Source organism: Veillonella sp. VA137 (genome assembly GCF_003992015.1).
Classification (GTDB): Bacteria; Bacillota; Negativicutes; order Veillonellales; family Veillonellaceae; genus F0422.
Genome location: NZ_RQVK01000019.1, coordinates 13266 through 30412, shown reverse-complemented (window position 1 = coordinate 30412; position 17147 = coordinate 13266). Strand labels below are relative to the sequence as shown.

Here is a 17147-nt window from a genome sequence, read left to right as displayed (position 1 = left end):
AATCTACTGTAGGATTAATTTCTAATCAAATAGATTATCTCAATCAGTTATATAGTAGCTATAACAAAATGAGGCATCCATATTCTCATTGGTCTGAAAATTCAATGGATACTCATGTTATAACGGATATAAAGACAGCTCATGATTTAATTTTAGTCGGCTTGCAATTAATAAATAAATATTATATACTTTTTTAATTACTCTTTTATAAGAATGATTAGAGAGGAAGGAGGAGATGTTGTAATGGAGCTATATTTAATAAATAGTTTGGAAAAGGATGGATTTGATGCCATAATTACATTATTAGATTATCAAACTCAAATATCAAAGTGTTTGAAATCCATCAGAATGTCTCTGGGTAAAACAAGAAAACTTTTGATAGATACCATATTATGTTCGGGAATGAATGAGTATCGTTTTATTGAAACTACTTTAAATGAGGATGGAACAATAAACTTAAATCATTATAATTATGTTAATGTGGATAATGATGTACTTGAAAAAGCAAATGAGATTTTAAAATATCAGCCTGTTTTTTTAAGGAATTCTGTATTGCCGGAATCACAAATAAAAAAAATAGCACAGAATTAAATATATACTATATACCATATGACGCATCAAAGCACTTAAAGAAATTTAGGTGCTTTTTAATATCAACTACTTGACAATGTAGGGAAAATCATCCATTGTAGAATGTATTAAAAAACAATACGCTAACGAATATGAGATTAAGATCTTTCAAGAATATGAGCAAATTATTGCAGATTATGGGAAATTAGATTTAATAGCTATTGGTGTAGAAAATGTAGAGATACAAAAGCAAATAAAAGAATTAGCGCCTAACATTTGTTTACACCAAAACGGCGCTATAGAAGTCTTTTTAAAGCACAAGGTTTATATTATAAAGTTTGGATGAAAGAATTGAGGCAAAAATAAAATGATTTACTTTACCAGCGATTTACATTTTGGACATGAAAATGTGATTCGATTTAATAACCGTCCTTTCAAAGATAAAGATGAAAGGGAGATGTCAAGGGTTCTGATTACGAACTACAATAGTATTGTAAAGCCTGATGATACTGTGTATTTGTTGGGCGATTTGGCGTATAAAATTGGGGCAGATCAAGCAAATGCATACTTTCAACAGCTGAATGGGCGAAAGATTTTAATCATAGGCAATCATGATCGCTATGAGGAGTATGATCAATCTTTGTTTGAGGAGATAACACATTATACATATCTTCGTACAGAGGGTGTGAGCTTGGCGCTCATGCATTATCCTATTTTGGATTGGCAAGGTGGGCGCAATAAGGGTGGCCTTATGTTGCATGGGCATATGCATAATACGCCGAAGTATAACGAAGAAAATCGAGCGAACGGCATTCGGCGCTATGATGTGGGGGTAGATGCGAATTATTACTTTCCAGTGTCCTTGACGTATATTAAACAATTTTTTGGAATTGAATAAAGGAAATATCAGTAAAGTGCTATTCCCTTAAGAAGCTTACTTGCTAAACTATACATTAAAATGATTAGTAGACCTGCAGAATTATAAGATTAATCGGGACAGTAAATAGGCTTTTTGTCAAATGTGGGGGCTACCTATATGTAAGATTTCCCTTACACAAAGTTAATATTAGATACAGTAATTGTACTTATCAATAATTAGCCGGTGACAATTTGTATAATAATAAAAAGCGCTCCAATTAGGAGCGCTTTTTTTTATCCCAACGGGTAATATAAGGTTAGTTTTGGGATTCATGACCTAATTTGTACTTTTACAGTATAGGTAATGTTATAGAATGTCAATCGTATCTGACTCAGCATCACTTCCAAATTGTATTTCCCTCTCCACTCGTGTATAATAACAACTATAAAGATTTTTAAAGGATAAAGAGTTAAACAGGAGGCATGGAATGAATCGATTCCAAATGGAACTAGCTGGTCGCACGTTATCGATTGAAACTGGCGAGTTAGCAAAACAAGCAAGTGGTTCTGCATTAGTACAATATGGTGATACGGTCGTATTGGTTACAGCAACGGCATCTAAAGAGGCAAAAGATATTGACTTTTTCCCATTAACAGTAGATTACGAAGAAAAAATGTATGCTGTTGGTAGATTCCCAGGTGGGTTTATTAAACGTGAAGCGCGTCCACCAGAGTCTGCTATTTTGAATAGCCGTTTGATTGACCGTCCAATTCGTCCTTTATTCGATAAAGGTAGCCGTAATGAAGTACATGTAGTAGCTACTGTATTATCTGTTGATCATGACCATGCACCTGAAATCTGTGCATTGATTGGTGCTTCTGCGGCATTATCCATTTCCGATATTCCTTGGGCAGGTCCAATTGCTGGTGTGCGTATGGGTCTTGTAGATGGCAATATCGTAGTCAACCCAACTGAAGCACAATTAGAAGCAACTACATTAAATATGGTTGTAGCCGGTACGAAAGATGCGATCTTGATGGTAGAAGGGGAAGCCAACGAAATTCCTGAAGACATCATCTTAGAAGTAATCATGACGGCTCACGAAGAAATCAAAAACATTGTAGCTTTCCAAGAAACTATGGTGGCTGAAATTGGACATGCGAAACGCACATTCCCAATTAAAGAAGTAGATCCAGTAGTGGCAGAAGCAGTTCGTGCCTATGCACATGACAAATTAGATGCAGCTGTACGCTGTGCGGATAAAGTGCAACGTGAAGAGCAACAACAAGCTGTATTCGAAGAAGTATTGGCTCATTTTGCGGAACAATTCCCAGAACAAGCAGGCGATATCTACGCAACATTAGAAAAAATGGTGAAAGAAATTGTGCGTCATATGATTACGGTAGAAAAAATCCGTCCAGATGGCCGTCAATTAGATGAAGTTCGCCCTATTTCTTGTCGCGTTAGCGCATTGCCACGTACGCATGGTTCTGGCTTGTTCACACGTGGTCAAACACAAGTATTAAACATTTGTACATTAGCTCCATTGTCTGAAAAACAAACCATCGATGGCATTGGTCTAGATACAGAAAAACGATACATTCACCATTATAATTTCCCATCCTTCTCTGTAGGGGAAACTCGTTCCTCTCGTGGTCCTGGACGTCGTGAAATTGGTCATGGTGCATTGGCTGAAAGAGCATTACTAGCCGTACTTCCAACAGAAGAAGAATTCCCATATGCGATGCGTTTGGTATCTGAAGTATTAGAATCCAATGGTTCTAGCTCCATGGCCAGCGTATGTGGTTCCACTTTATCCTTGATGGATGCAGGGGTACCTATTACAGCGCCAGTAGCTGGGGTAGCAATGGGTCTTGTAACACAGGATGAGCATTACACAATCTTAACAGATATCCAAGGTATGGAAGATGCTTTAGGTGATATGGACTTTAAAGTAGCAGGTACTACAAAAGGTGTGACTGCTATCCAAATGGATATTAAAATTTCCGGTTTATCTCGTGAAATCTTAGAAGAAGCATTAGCGCAAGCTCACAAAGGTCGTATGCATATCATGGGTAAAATGATGGAAGCTATTCAAGCACCACGTGAAGAAATGTCTAAATGGGCTCCTCGCATCGTAACGATGAAAATTCATCCAGATAAAATCCGTGACGTTATCGGCACAGGTGGTAAAGTTATCCGTGGCATTATTGAAGAAACTGGCGCTAAAATTGACATTGAAGATGATGGCACTATCTCCATTGCTGCAGTAGAAGCGGAAGCGGCTGAAAAAGCAATCCAAATCATTACGAACTTGACAAAAGAAGTAGAAGCAGGCGAAGTGTACATGGGTAAAGTCACTCGTTTGATGAACTTCGGCGCTTTCGTAGAAGTATTGCCAGGTAAAGAAGGTTTGGTTCATATTTCTCAATTAGCAAGAGAACGTGTAGAAAAAGTAGAAGATGTAGTGAATGTGGGCGATGAAATTATGGTCAAAGTAATCGAAATTGATGACAAAGGTCGTATTAATTTGTCTCGCAAGGAACTATTGAAATAATCGAGGTGCACTATGGATATTCGTGGATTTGAAGTAGTGTCTGCCTTTGAAGGGCAAGGCATCAATTTGCCGAAGCGTAAGACTTCTGAAAGTGCAGGCTATGACATTGAATGTGCAGAAGCTGTTGTAGTAGGTCCTAAAGAAACAGTATTAATTCCTACAGGACTGAAAGCGTTTATGCATTATGATGAATATTTGGCGATCCACGTTCGCTCAAGCATGGCGATCAAACGAGGCTTGATGCTTACAAATAGTACAGGGATTATCGACTCTGATTACTATAACAATGAAGATAACGAAGGTCACATTATGATTGCTGTGTACAATATTACAGACGCTCCTGTTGCCTTGGAAAAAGGGGAACGAGTGGCGCAAGGTATCTTCTCTAAATACTTGTTGACTAATGATGACGATGCTCGTGGTATTCGTACGGGTGGTATCGGTAGTACAGGAAGTAAATAACAACATATACTAAGGAATAAATTCCTTTAACTAGAGAGTCGTAAGCAAGTTGCTTAGGGCTCTCTAGTTTTTTGTATATCATTGAATTTCATTGTTGAAATGGAGTATAATATAGTTTGATATAGTCTATCCTAAGGAGGATGTACCGTGTTTACATATGCAAAACAACAATGGGAATTAGGTAAAAGAATATACGGATACCATAGCTGGCGTGAAAAGCGACGTATTTTTTTATTTACGGCCCGTTCCTATAAAAATAGATCGCAACTGAATCAACTAGAATCTTACTTCGCTACCTATGGCAGTTATTCTAATTTACTGCAGGATCAAGAAGGAATCTGGGAAATTATTAATCGTGTCTTCTTCTACAAAGAGTCCACAGCTCAAGAGCGATTAGAATGTATTATTCAGCACTTTGATGCCTTGCCAAAGTATTTTACAGAGGAGGCCATTCAATCCTTGTACAGTACCTCTGGAAGTGGCATTCGTTTATGGCATTCCGAAGAATTAGCTTTAGAGGCAACCTTACGTTTTATGCCAGGTCAACGGAAAGAAGGCTTATTGAGTTTGCTCTTAACCTACGAAGGGGATGGGATTTATCATATCAACTTTCGATTAGGTGTGGATCCATCGGGACAACCATGTATCTGGATTGGTACTATACAAGGATATAAAGAGGGTCTAGATAAGGCGAAGAAACTAACGAAAAAAATGCATGGCTATCGTCCTAAAAACTTTATGTTCTTTTTATTACGCCAATTAGCCACTTGCTTAGGTATTGAAACTTTGTATGCAGTGTCTGATGAAGGATTCTATACGAATACGCATTTGATTCGTTTCAATCGTCATAAATTAGTGAAATTTGATGACTTTTGGGAAGAATTAGGCGGTCACGTATGGGAGCAAGACTCTCGATTCTTTGTGATTCCTTTAGCGGAGGAACGGAAAACCTACGAAACAGCGAAAACACATAAACGAAATATGTATCGCAAACGCTATGAAATGTTAGATACTTTTATAGAAGAAATTCAACAGCAAGGAAAGACTTTCTTGCGCAACCAATAGGAGGATACGGTATGAAATGTCCTTATTGTCATCATGACGAAATCAAAGTCACAGATTCACGGTCTACGGACGATAATAATATTCGTCGTCGTAGGGAATGTATGAACTGTGGCAAACGGTTTACGACCTATGAGGTGATTGAAGATTTACCAATTATGGTGATAAAACGAGATCAGAAAAAAGAATTATTTGATCGATCTAAATTGATGAATGGTTTGTGGAGATCTTGTAGTAAACGAGGCATTTCCACAGATCAATTGGAATCGATTGTAAATGAAACAGAAAAACAAATTCGCATGGAAGTAGAGCAAGAAGTGACTACGGAGCGAATTGGTGAAATTGTATTGTCCTTGTTGAAAGATGTAGACCAAGTTGCCTACGTGCGATTTGCCTCTGTGTATCGACAATTTAATAATGTAGAAAGTTTTTTAAAAGAATTACACGAATTATTGGACAATCATGGAAAGGATACAACACATGAGTGAGTTACATCCAATTGTTAGTGCCCGTTTTTCAGATCATGTAGATACATTGAGTGCTACTTATGAAGTAATGGGTGTTATTGAAGCTATGGCGGAGCGTTGTAAGGCAGCGCTGGCAGCAGGCAATAAAATTTTATTTTGCGGTAATGGTGGTTCCGCCGCAGATTCTCAGCATTTAGCAGCGGAATTAGTGGGACGCTTTCAAAAAGAACGTCGTTCCTTAGCATCCATTGCGCTGACCACAGATACATCTATTTTGACAGCTGTAGGTAATGATTATGGGTATGATGAAGTATTTGCCCGACAAGTAGATGGCTTAGGCCGATCTGGAGATATTTTGATTGGTATTTCTACATCTGGAAATAGTAAAAATGTGGTAAAAGCCGTAGAATCTGCACGTAATATTGGCATGCATACCTTTGCTTTTACTGGTGAAGGTGGCGGAAAGATGGCAGAGTTATGCGATTTAACTTTTGCAGTGCCATCTAAAGTGACAGCCCGTATTCAAGAAATGCATATTTTAGCTGGTCATATTTTATGTGAATTGGTGGAAGAAGACTATGCCTAATCGTACATTACAATCCTTTTTGCTTCGTGATTTACCACAATTACAAGTAGGGGTTATTGGTGACTGCATGTTAGATCGCTATATTTTTGGCGATGTAAGTCGTATCTCGCCAGAATCTCCAGTGCCTGTGAATTTAGTGCAACGTGAAACGGAAGTATTAGGCGGTGCTGCCAATGTAGCAAATAATTTAGCTCAATTAGATTGCCAAGTGCATATGGCATCTCGTATTGGCGATGATGCACATGGTAAGATAGTACGCCAATTATTAGAAGATAATGGTATCCAAAGTACGGGCGTCTTTACTGAAGATTCTATTCCGACTACCACGAAAACACGCATCTTAGGTGGACAACAGCAAATGATTCGCTTAGATTATGAAGTGAATCAGCCTGTGTCCAGTGCCAGTGAAACAGCTATCCTTACTTGGCTAGATGATTTGTTATACAAAGGTTTACAAGGCCTTGTGATTTCCGATTATGGGAAAGGGATTTGTCAGCCATCCTTGTTAAGTCAAGTATTCAGTAAAACTCGTGCTGCTGGCATTATGACTATTGTGGATCCGAAAGGTTCTGACTGGTCAAAATATAACGGTGCTACTTGTATTACTCCTAATGTGAAGGAACTCAGTGAAGCTGTAGGCTATGAAGTGCCCAACACAGATGAAGCGGTTGTGAAAGCAGCACGTCATATTTTGGATAACATGGAGCTAGACTTTATCATTGTTACGCGTTCTGCTAAAGGGATTACCTTAGTTCGTAAAGATGGCAATGTGTGGCACAATGCAGAAACGAAACAGCAAGATGTATTCGATGTGAGCGGTGCCGGCGATACGGTAGTGGCCATGATGCTCACTACATTAATTGCGGGCTTATCTATCCGAGCCGCTTTAGTAGCAGCCAATGCAGCAGCAGGTGTGGTGGTATCCAAAGTAGGTACCTATCCAATTCACCGTCAGGAATTATTAGATTTATTGTCTTCTATGAAAGCAAAAAAAGAAGATAAAGAAAGTGTCTATTCTGTAGATGCATTAGCCCAAAAGATACGGTTGTGGCAAGATCGTGGTGAAGTGGTTGTCTTTACGAATGGTTGTTTTGATATTTTACATCGTGGTCATTTGACCTATTTAAAAGAGGCAGCAACACTGGGTGATCATTTGGTGGTGGCCCTCAATTCAGATAGCTCTGTGCGTCGTTTAAAAGGGGATAGTCGTCCTATCAATCATGAACTAGATAGAGCCTTATTGATGAGCTCTTTAGGCTTTGTAGATGGTGTGGTTCTATTTGAAGAAGATACGCCAGCAGAGGTGCTTTCACAGTTGCGACCAAATATATTGGTTAAAGGTGGAGATTATAAGCCAGAAGACGTCATTGGCAAGGAGTTTGTAGAGGAAGTACAAATCTTGCCGTTCCAAGAGGGATATTCCACAACAGGAATCATTGAACGTATTCAAGGATTAATAGAGGAAGGAAAACTATGATTATTGTTACTGGTGGTGCTGGCTTTATCGGCTCCAATATTGTAAAACAGTTGAATAATAAAGGTCGCAATGATATTTTGATTGTTGATGATTTAACGGATGGTCGTAAAATCCGCAACATTGAAATGTTGGATTTTGCAGATTATATCGATTATGAAGATTTTGATACTGCGGTAGAACAAAATATCTTTGATTGTGGACCTATCGAAGTGGTATTCCACGAAGGTGCTTGTGCAGACACTATGAATTATGATGGTAGATATATGATGAAAAATAACTATGAAGGATCTAAAAATCTCTTTCATTATTGCCAAGAACGTCGAGTTCCTTTCATCTACGCCTCTTCTGCATCCACTTATGGACATGGGACTAATGGATTCCGTGAAGATCCAGCTTGTGAACAAGCTTTGAATCCATATGCGTATTCTAAACTGTTATTTGACCGCTATGTAGCAAAATTTAGAAATCAATTACAATCTCAATGTGTGGGCTTACGCTATTTCAATGTCTTTGGACCGAATGAAACACATAAAGATAAGATGGCATCTTTGGTGCGTCAAATGTATTATAAATTGATAGAAACTGGTGAAATTACTCTGTTTAAAGGCATCGATGGATATGGTGACGGTGAGCAAACCCGTGATTTTATCTATGTAAACGATGTGGTCAATGTGAATTTCTATTTCTGGGAACATCCTGAAATTAGTGGTGTATTCAACTGTGGTACAGGTCATGCTCATACATTTAATGAGTTTATGAAAGCTGTTATTTCCTTTGCAGGAAAAGGAGAGATTCGTTATATCGATTTCCCAGAAGTATTAAAGGGTAAATACCAAAGCTATACGCAAGCAGATACAACAAAATTGTTAGCCGCTGGCTATGATAAAGGATTTACGCCATTAGAAAAAGCAGTCCATGAGTATTGTGCGTTGTTACGTGATAATGAAGGGTATGTAAAATAATGGAAACTAGAAATGTATTATTTTTAGATCGTGATGGGGTTATTAACGTGGATGTAGGATACTTGAGTAATCCTGCACAACTAGAATTTATTCCTGGTGCTATTGAAGCTATGAAAGAAGCCCAAACACGTGGGTATGATATCATTGTGGTAACTAACCAAAGTGGGGTTGCACGAGGCTACTATACAGAGGAAGATGTGCAAGCGTTACATGCTGAAATGTCCCGCCGTTTAGAAGCAGAAGGTGTACATATATTAGCCTACTATTACTGTCCACATCATCCAGAAGGATCTGTGGCAGAGTACACGAAAGACTGTGATTGCCGCAAACCAAATCCTGGTATGTTGACGAAAGCAATTCAGGACTGGAATGTAGATGTGGATGGTAGCTTCCTAGTCGGTGATAAACCATCTGATGCGCAGGCTGCTGAGTCCATTGGCATGCGTGCGTACCCATTTGAAGAAGACAACTTAATGACATTCTTAGAGCCTATTTTTGCCTGGGAAGAAGGCAGAAAGCTATTGGGGCTGTAATGGTAGAACGAACACTTGTATGAGGCACCTCATAAGGTGTTCGTTTTCTTGTAGTGTAAGAAAAGTTACATTTTATGATTGACGGAATAGCTGATTTGTACTACTCTATACGAGGAACTAACTGTATAGTCTGTATCAAGAAGAACAGAACTGAGTTCCATTTTTTAGTATTGGTTCGACTTATATCCTAAGGGAATAAGAACGGAGGAAAACATGGAAAAAGAAACAGCGTTGCAAACACAACCATCGCAAAAATTTACGGTACGTCAATTAACGATTATTGGCTTATTGGCAGGGATTACGATTGTACTTGGCATGACAGGATGGGGCTTTGTGCCAATCCCACCAATTAGTGGGACCATCTTGCATATTCCAACCCTTTTAGGTGGTATCGTAGAAGGTCCTAAAGTGGGGATGTCAGTAGGGTTCTTATTTGGTGCTTACAGTATGGTACGAGCGTATATGTCACCGAATGTTTTATCTTTCGTGTTTATGAATCCAATCATTTCTATATTACCAAGAATGTTGATTGGTTTAGTAGCAGCGTTGGTATATATGTACTTGCCAGTTAAGGTAAGAGCTATCCGTATTGGTGTAGCCGCTTTCTTAGGAAAAGTCACAAGTACTATCCTTGTATTGACTGGTATTTATACAATCTATGGTGTAGAATTTGCAAAGGCAACACACATTTCACAAGAAGCTGTATTTGATGTGGTGATGGGTATTGCATGGTCTCATGGTATTCCAGAAGCACTATTAGGAGTAGCCGTTGTAACACCTGTGGCACTAGCTGTCATCAAAAAATTTAAATGATAATGAAATTGAGTGTATAGACTGCTCATGCATTCAAGTACGGATTTTTTAAATCGGATATAATCAAGAAGTGAATTAGCAAAGACTGATCACTTCTTGTTTTTTTATGTGTTAGGAGGAGTATACTCATGAATTGGAAAAACGATTAATCTACTTTGTGGGTGATAAACCTTCTGATGTACAGGCTGCTGAAGCGATTGGAATGCGTGCCTATCCATTTGAAGAAGAAAATTTAATGACATTCCTAACACCTATCTTCGCTTGGGAAGAAGGCAGAAAATTGTTAGGGCTGTAATGGTAGAACGAACACTTGTATGAGGCACCTCATAAGGTGTTCGTTTTCTTGTAGTGTAAGAAAAGTTACATTTTTTGATTGACAGAAGCGCTGTTTTGTACTACTCTATACGAGGAACTAACTGTATAGTCTGTATCAGGAAGAGCAGAACTGAGTTCCATTTTTTTATTATTGGTTCGACTTATATCCTAAGGGAATAAGAACGGAGGAAAACATGGAAAAAGAAACAGCGTTGCAAACACAGCCATCGCAAAAATTTACGGTACGTCAATTAACGATTATTGGTTTATTGGCAGGGATTACCATTGTACTTGGTATGACAGGTTGGGGCTTTGTGCCAATTCCACCAATTAGTGCTACTATCTTGCACATCCCAACTATCTTAGGTGGTGTTGTGGAAGGGCCTAAAGTAGGTATGTCAGTAGGTTTCTTATTCGGTGCGTACAGTATGGTACAAGCTTACATGGCGCCTAATATTTTATCCTTTGCATTTATGAATCCTATTATTTCTGTATTGCCAAGAATGTTGATCGGTTTAGTGGCAGCGTTGGTGTATATGTATGTACCAATTAAGGTGAAAGCCATCCGTATCGGCTTAGCTGCATTCTTGGGAACAGCTACTAATACAATCCTTGTTATGACTGGTATTTACACAATTTATGGTGTAGAATTTGCTAAGGCAACACACATTTCACCGGAAGCTGTATTTAATGTGGTGATGGGCATTGTATGGTCTCATGGTATTCCAGAAGCATTATTAGCGGTAGCTGTTGTAACACCTGTGGCACTAGCTGTTATTAAAAAGTTTAAATGATAATGAAATTGAGTGTATAGACTGCTCATGCATTCAAGCACGGATTTTTTAAATCGGATATAATCAAGAAGTGAATTAGCAAAAACTAATCACTTCTTGTTTTTTATGTGTTAGGAGGAGTATACTCATGAATTGGAAAAAACGATTAACCTATTTTGTACTAGGAGCTACTATGGTGGCTACTGCAGTAGGTATTGCTGGGTGTGGTAGTGATACAAAACAAGCAGCACCAGCTGAAAAAATGAAAGTTGTTACTACCGTGTTCCCTGTATATGATGTAGCGAAACAAGTAGGGGGAGACAAAGTTGATGTGACTTTATTAGTGCCTCCAGGAGCAGAACCACATGATTGGGATCCAACTGCAAAAGATTTAAAAGAAATTGGTACTGCTAAAGTGTTCTTATATAGCGGTGCAGGTTTGGAACCAACAGAAAAGATTTTAGAAAAAGATGTGCTACAAAAAGCGCAACCTGTAGAATTGTCTAAATCTGTTACTTTGTTGCCAGCTCCAGATGAAGATGAAGACGAACATGATCATGACCATGACAAAGGTCATAAAGACGACAAAGATGACCATAATAAAGCTCAAAAAGAAGATAAACATGAGCACGAACATGAACATGGCGAGTTTGATCCACATGTATGGTTAGATCCAATGAATGTTGCTAAAGAAGTAGATGCCGTTGTAGAAGCTTTCTCCAAAGCAGACCCTACGAATGCAAAATACTATGAAGCTAACGGCAAAGCATACAAAGAAAAATTACAAGCTTTACATGCTAAATATGAAGAATTTGGTAAAACACAACACGACAAACATTTAGTAGTTAGCCATATGGCATTTGGTTACTTAGCAAACGCATACGGATTTGAACAATTAGGTATCATGGGTGTATCTCCAGATGCAGAACCAACACCAGAACGCATGGCAGATATCGTGGCTTTCATCAAAGAACATAATGTAAAAGCTATCTTCAGTGAAGAATTGGTAAGCCCTAAATTGGCGAATGCCATTGCTGCTGAAACTGGTGTAAAAGTGTATGTATTGAACCCCGCTGAAGGTTTAACAGAAGAACAAACACAAAAACATGTGACATACCTTGACATCATGGAAGAAAACCTTAAAACATTGAAAGAAGCGTTAGCTCACTAATTCCTGTCCCTTGCGCTTGCTTGAATCGGTATTAGATGATAATATATAAGAGTAAGTTTGTGCTTAGGAGGAATGAAGATGTCTAAACGTATTCGTACAATTAACACTGAATCCCTACAAAAAACTGCTAAAACAGGCGGCTGCGGCGAATGTCAAACATCTTGCCAATCTGCTTGCAAAACTAGCTGTACAGTAGGCAACCAAGTGTGCAAACAAAAATAATCATTCGATTAGCAATAAGCTGTTCACCATATGGTGGGCAGCTTATTTGCTTTATATTACTTCTAGGATTATACTAAAAGTGTTACAAGAAAACCAAATCCGTAACAGGAGGAGGTGACAGTATGTATAACCCTTTAAAATCTTTTATAGTGGCAGTCATGGCAAGTGTAGCTAGCTACTACATTTGCAAATGGATTGATATGTTGCTTTGCTTGTAACAATCCTAGATTTTGTATGAATCTATAAAACATACAAAAATCCCCCTAGATGTGCATGATCTAGGGGGATTATGTATGCTAACCCTTTATATCTTTAGCTTGTCTAAATTATAACATATTGTACTTTAAAAGTACAATTTTTTGCATACTATAATTTTAGAAAAAGTATACCCTATATTGATAGCTTTCTATACGTTATGACCATAAAGTGATATAATACAAGTTAGACTTTAGTAAGTTAATGGAGGTATGAATGTTAGAATTACAACCGATGATTCATAAATTTAAAATGAAAGATAAGTTCTTTCTATTGGATGTAAATAGTGGAATTATTCACGTTATTGATGAGCTCATTGATCGTGTATTAGATATCTATAACGGTACCAACCGTGATGCTGTACATAGTGCGTTAGATGCCACAGAGGATGCAGCGGAGTTAGATGAAATTATGGATGAGTTAGATGAACTCATCAAAGAGGAAATGCTCTTTGCTCCTATGTCTGCAGAGTTCAAACTAGTGGTAGATGAAAAACCAATTGTAAAAGCTCTTTGCTTAAACATTGCGCATGATTGCAACTTAGCTTGTAAATATTGTTTTGCTAGCCAAGGTGATTACGGCGGAGTGAAACGGGAATTAATGAGTTTTGACGTGGCGAAACGTGCAGTAGATTTCTTGATTTCCATGAGTGGCCCAAGGCAACATTGCGAAATCGATTTCTTCGGTGGCGAGCCATTGTTGAACTGGGATGTAGTGAAACAGACCGTAGAATATATTGAATCGATCCAAGATAAACATGGAAAGATTTTTAAATTAACCTTAACGACGAATGGTGTGTTACTGACACAAGATAAAATCGATTATGTTAATGAACATAACATGAGTTTAGTTCTTTCCTTAGATGGTCGTGAAGATGTACATAATAGCATGCGCCCTAGTGCAGGTGGTAGAGATACGTACCAAACAGTAGCGAAAAACTTGGTCAATGCCGTACAGCAACGTGATGGCCGTGAATATTATGTGCGTGGCACGTATACGCATAATAACCTAGACTTCTGCAAAGACGTAGAAGCTATGTCCGATTTAGGTTTTGAGCATTTGTCTATGGAACCAGTGGTAGGGGAAGACGGCGCTTATGTATTGCGTCCAGAAGATATGCCAATCATTGAAAAAGAATATGAAAAATTGGCAGACTTATATTTAGAACGTCAATTAGCTGGTTGGGGTGAGAAATTTAACTTCTTCCACTTCCGTATGGATTTATATCGTGGACCATGTATGGCAAAACGTTTGCGTGGTTGCGGAGCGGGTCATGAGTATATGGCGGTTGTACCCAATGGGGATATTTATCCATGTCACCAATATGTAGGTAAAGATGGGTATGTGATTGGTACTGTTTTCGATGGTTTGAAAAATTATGATATACCAACGCAGTTTAGAAACACTCACGTATTTACGAAAGAAACATGTGCTAACTGTTGGGCAAAATTCTTCTGCTCTGGCGGTTGCCATGCGAATAATGAAACATTAGGTGGAGACCTTAGTACACCATACGAAATGGGATGTAAATTACAGAAAAAACGGATTGAATGTGCTATTATGATCCAAGCTGAACTTGATGCAGCAGGGATCCGACAAGAAAATCACTAAAATTATATAACAGAAGGGAGGCGGGTTCTATGAAGGCATACACCATACATGTAACGGGCATTGTACAGGGCATAGGATTCCGCCCCTTTGTGTCTAAACTAGCTCACGAATTAGGAATCGTGGGCACAGTAAGAAATGACACGAGCGGTGTGGAGATACACATACAAGGTGTGGATGCAGATTGCCAACTATTTGTAGAGCGATTGCAGTCTGAGTTACCTATACATGGACGTATCGATACCTTACAAATGGAACCGACGGAATTACAGACTTTGGATGATTTTACCATCATCCTTTCTCATGGTGTGAAAGGACATGCCTTTATTGGGGCTGATATGGCGCCTTGCGAGGCGTGCTTGCAAGAGATACAAGACCCTGAAAATCGACGCTTTCACTATGGGTTTACGAATTGTACGAATTGCGGTCCTCGGTATACGATTATTGAAAGCACCCCTTACGACCGTGACAAAACATCAATGAAAGTATTCCCTATGTGTGAAGACTGTCAGAAGGAATATGACGACCTAAGCGGTCGGAGATACCATGCAGAGCCCAATGCTTGCGATCACTGTGGACCGATGTTCACACTAAAAGATATAGATGGTACGGTGCTCGCCACTGGGCTGGATGCGATAGAGCAAGCCCAAAAGCATATACAAAATGGTTCTATCGTGGCACTAAAAGGCGTGGGTGGCTATCATTTGGTGTGTGATGCGTTACAAGAAAGCACAGTACAAACCTTACGACAGCGTAAAGGACGACCTCGAAAACCATTAGCAGTTATGGCAGGGTCCTTGGAGAATGCAAAACAGTATGCGCACATATCTGAAAAGGAAGAAGAACTATTGTTGAGTCCTGCAAGACCTATTGTGTTATTACAAAAGGTAGCAGAGTATAGTACTGATGCTATACATACGGAATCATATGGCACTTTTGAGAATGATGCAGCTTCTAAAGATATATCTAATAGAAATCAGGAACAAACTAGTTCTAATGAGGAATGCCATGTTGCATCAGAGCGGAAGGCTGATAAGATTATTGCGTCACAGAGGGTGCCTGTTGCACCTAGTGTGGCCCCTGGTATGAATACATTGGGAGTCGTTTTACCGTATGCACCGTATCATTATAGCTTGATACCATCTGATGCTTTGTGGGTGATGACCAGTGCCAACCGCAGTGGGGATCCTGTGCTATATGATGATGCACAGGCAGTGGAAGAGCTACAGGGTATTGCAGATTATATATTGACTCACAATCGGGAAATTATTTCTCCTGTAGACGATTCGGTGGTGCAAGTGGTTCAGAATGAGCCGATTCTAATCCGCCGTAGCCGAGGATACGTACCTTTGTCCATTCCTGTAGTACCATTAGAAAAGAGTCCTACTATGCTTGCCATGGGGGCAGATATGAAAGCCTCTTTTGGTATGAACCGTGGGTCTCATGCTATTCTCAGTCCCTATATGGGGGATATGGAACATGAGCGTGTACAAGATTTGTTGTGGGCTACGACGATACGTTATGAAGAGTTATTTCAATTACAACCTACGCAGGTCATCGTGGATGCCCACCCGAATTATTACACATCGCAGTGTGGTAAATCCTATGCAGAGGAGCATAACGTGCCTGTCATAGAAGTGCAGCATCATCATGCCCATGTGGCAGCGGTACTGGCAGAGTATAATACTCAGGAGCCAGTGTTAGGGATTTGCTTTGATGGGACAGGATATGGCACAGATGGTACTCTATGGGGTGGTGAATTTTTATATTGCCACAAAGAACATATGGAACGAATGGCACATTTGAGCTATGCCCCTTTGCCAGGTGGCGAAGTAGCTGTACGAGAGCCGTGGCGCCAAGCCTTGTGGTATGTGAATCAGCTCTATCCAACAGGAGTGCCTACCGTGATAGAACAGTGGAAAGAATCACTGCCTAAAGGGTGGCAATTGTTAGAGAAAATGATGCCCCATATGCAGATGGCACAGTCTTCTAGCGGTGGTCGTTTATTTGATACAGTAGCATCCTTGCTAGGTTTAGGTCATGAGCATCTCTATGATGCGCAACTTGCTATCGAGTTAGAGCAACTGGCGCTTTCAGAGAAGGGCACTATCCTAGACATGAAGCTGGACGGAAGCGTATTAGATACAATGAGTTTAGTACAATCTGTGATAGAACAATTAAAAGATGGTGAAAGTGTAGCAAAAATCTCAGCGAACTTTCACAGAACTTTGATATATTATATAGGACAGATGGCGAAACAATGTTGTGAGGAACGACATATTTCGCATATTGTCTTGTGTGGAGGAGTATTCCAAAATCGCATTCTTCTAGGAGGAGTGATGCAAGAATTACAGGAATATAAGGTCCACGTTCCAACACAAAGTCCTATGAATGATGGCGCTATCGCCTTGGGACAATTATGGTTAGGAAGTCATAGGAATAGATAGGAGATACT

At 39.2% G+C, this 17147-nt stretch carries 18 protein-coding genes; all 18 read left to right on the top strand.

Annotated features, from left to right (window positions below; translation table 11 throughout):
• Positions 1-197, top strand: a 197-nt coding sequence (locus EO116_RS08545) for a hypothetical protein (protein WP_206168334.1), incomplete at its 5' end; no start/stop codon positions are given.
• A 46-nt stretch (positions 198-243) separates the two neighbouring features.
• Entirely contained in the window at positions 244-591 is a 348-nt protein-coding gene (locus EO116_RS07885; protein ID WP_127161352.1) for a type II toxin-antitoxin system RnlB family antitoxin, read from the top strand.
• Between the two features lie 346 nt (positions 592-937).
• A complete protein-coding gene (locus EO116_RS07880) occupies positions 938-1468 on the top strand; it encodes a metallophosphoesterase (RefSeq protein WP_127161351.1) in 531 nt (176 codons plus the stop codon).
• A 448-nt stretch (positions 1469-1916) separates the two neighbouring features.
• The gene (locus EO116_RS07875; protein WP_127161350.1) at positions 1917-3986 is read left to right on the top strand and encodes a polyribonucleotide nucleotidyltransferase; all 2070 of its coding nucleotides are present in this window, start codon (positions 1917-1919) and stop codon (positions 3984-3986) included.
• 12 nt (positions 3987-3998) lie between these two features.
• Positions 3999-4448: a dUTP diphosphatase gene (locus EO116_RS07870; RefSeq protein ID WP_127161349.1), complete on the top strand. Its 450-nt coding sequence runs from the start codon at positions 3999-4001 to the stop codon at positions 4446-4448.
• A 147-nt stretch (positions 4449-4595) separates the two neighbouring features.
• Positions 4596-5513 carry a DUF535 family protein gene (locus EO116_RS07865; protein ID WP_127161348.1) on the top strand — a complete coding sequence of 306 codons (918 nt, stop codon included), beginning with the start codon at positions 4596-4598 and terminating at the stop codon, positions 5511-5513.
• A gap of 11 nt (positions 5514-5524) precedes the next feature.
• Positions 5525-5998: a transcriptional regulator NrdR gene (gene nrdR, locus EO116_RS07860; protein ID WP_127161347.1), complete on the top strand. Its 474-nt coding sequence runs from the start codon at positions 5525-5527 to the stop codon at positions 5996-5998.
• Positions 5991-6563, top strand: coding sequence for a D-sedoheptulose 7-phosphate isomerase (gene gmhA, locus EO116_RS07855; RefSeq protein WP_062401886.1), 573 nt, complete (start codon positions 5991-5993; stop codon positions 6561-6563). The genes nrdR and gmhA overlap by 8 nt, the downstream gene beginning before the upstream one ends.
• A complete protein-coding gene (locus tag EO116_RS07850) occupies positions 6556-8040 on the top strand; it encodes a PfkB family carbohydrate kinase (protein ID WP_127161346.1) in 1485 nt (494 codons plus the stop codon). Before gmhA ends, EO116_RS07850 begins: the two co-directional genes overlap by 8 nt.
• The gene (rfaD, locus tag EO116_RS07845) at positions 8037-9002 is read left to right on the top strand and encodes an ADP-glyceromanno-heptose 6-epimerase (RefSeq protein ID WP_127161345.1); all 966 of its coding nucleotides are present in this window, start codon (positions 8037-8039) and stop codon (positions 9000-9002) included. Before EO116_RS07850 ends, rfaD begins: the two co-directional genes overlap by 4 nt.
• Positions 9002-9535, top strand: coding sequence for a D-glycero-beta-D-manno-heptose 1,7-bisphosphate 7-phosphatase (locus EO116_RS07840; RefSeq protein ID WP_127161344.1), 534 nt, complete (start codon positions 9002-9004; stop codon positions 9533-9535). The genes rfaD and EO116_RS07840 overlap by 1 nt, the downstream gene beginning before the upstream one ends.
• A gap of 213 nt (positions 9536-9748) precedes the next feature.
• Positions 9749-10348 carry an ECF transporter S component gene (locus EO116_RS07835; RefSeq protein WP_062401874.1) on the top strand — a complete coding sequence of 200 codons (600 nt, stop codon included), beginning with the start codon at positions 9749-9751 and terminating at the stop codon, positions 10346-10348.
• A gap of 133 nt (positions 10349-10481) precedes the next feature.
• Positions 10482-10643: a hypothetical protein gene (locus EO116_RS07830; protein ID WP_009353045.1), complete on the top strand. Its 162-nt coding sequence runs from the start codon at positions 10482-10484 to the stop codon at positions 10641-10643.
• A gap of 214 nt (positions 10644-10857) precedes the next feature.
• On the top strand, positions 10858-11457 hold the full coding sequence (locus EO116_RS07825) for an ECF transporter S component (RefSeq protein WP_126939228.1): 600 nt from the start codon (positions 10858-10860) through the stop codon (positions 11455-11457).
• Positions 11458-11584: 127 nt separating this feature from the next.
• The gene (locus EO116_RS07820) at positions 11585-12607 is read left to right on the top strand and encodes a metal ABC transporter solute-binding protein, Zn/Mn family (protein WP_127161343.1); all 1023 of its coding nucleotides are present in this window, start codon (positions 11585-11587) and stop codon (positions 12605-12607) included.
• 78 nt (positions 12608-12685) lie between these two features.
• The gene (gene scfA / locus EO116_RS07815) at positions 12686-12829 is read left to right on the top strand and encodes a six-cysteine ranthipeptide SCIFF (RefSeq protein WP_009353042.1); all 144 of its coding nucleotides are present in this window, start codon (positions 12686-12688) and stop codon (positions 12827-12829) included.
• 471 nt (positions 12830-13300) lie between these two features.
• A complete protein-coding gene (scfB, locus tag EO116_RS07810) occupies positions 13301-14695 on the top strand; it encodes a thioether cross-link-forming SCIFF peptide maturase (RefSeq protein WP_127161342.1) in 1395 nt (464 codons plus the stop codon).
• A gap of 29 nt (positions 14696-14724) precedes the next feature.
• Positions 14725-17139 (top strand): carbamoyltransferase HypF, encoded by a 2415-nt coding sequence (locus EO116_RS07805; protein ID WP_127161341.1) that lies wholly within the window; start codon positions 14725-14727, stop codon positions 17137-17139.
• The last annotated feature ends 8 nt before the right edge of the window (positions 17140-17147 follow it).